Origin of the sequence: Rothia sp. HMSC071F11, assembly GCF_001809115.1 — a bacterium.
In the GTDB taxonomy this organism is placed as follows: domain Bacteria; phylum Actinomycetota; class Actinomycetes; order Actinomycetales; family Micrococcaceae; genus Rothia; species Rothia dentocariosa.
Window position 1 is genome coordinate 119,575 of record NZ_KV795760.1, and the last position, 706, is coordinate 120,280.

Annotated in this window: 1 protein-coding gene; it reads left to right on the forward strand. The window is 61.9% G+C overall.

Annotated elements, in window-relative coordinates; genetic code table 11:
* Nucleotides 1-706 (forward strand): VOC family protein (locus HMPREF2554_RS08115; RefSeq protein ID WP_070554633.1); only part of this gene is annotated, 706 nt, incomplete at both ends.

The following is a 706-nucleotide window of genomic DNA, read 5'->3' on the forward strand; positions in this document are numbered from 1 at the left end:
GCGACGGCACCGCCGACGAAGCAGCACAGTTCTACGCCGATGTTTTTCGCGATACATCCATTGCCGAGCAGGCGCCCGGGATCGCGGCGACGGTCAGCATCCACGGTTTCAGGCTCTCGCTCATCAACGGCGGTAACCAGTACGCGCCAAACCCGTCGATCAGCTGCATCCTGAACTTTGATCCGCTCTTATTCGGCGGAGAGGAACAGGCCCGAGACTACCTTGATGAGCTCTATGAGCGGCTCAGCACCGGCGGCGTACTCATGGAGCTGGGTGAGTACCCCTTCTCCCCACGTTACGCCTGGGTTCGTGACCGTTTCGGCATGACCTGGCAGCTCATGCTCACCGACCCGGACGGCGATCCGCGCCCCTTTGTTATCCCATCCTTCATGTTCGGCGGTACTAATCACGCTAATGCCGAGGAAGCCACAGACGCTTGGATCGCCCTGTTTGATAACGCCCGCCGCGGTGCTCTGTACCGTTACGAGGAAGGCGGACCGCTGGATGCGGGTACGGTCATGTTCACCGACTTTACCCTGCGCGGCACCTGGATGGCAGCCACGGACTCTGGGACCTTCCACGATTTCACTTTCACGCCCGGAGTCTCCATCATCGTCTCCTGCCGCGACCAAGAAGAGATCGACCGCTACTGGGCGGGGCTCTCTGCTGTGCCCGAGGCCGAGCGCTGCGGCTGGTGCGTCGACCG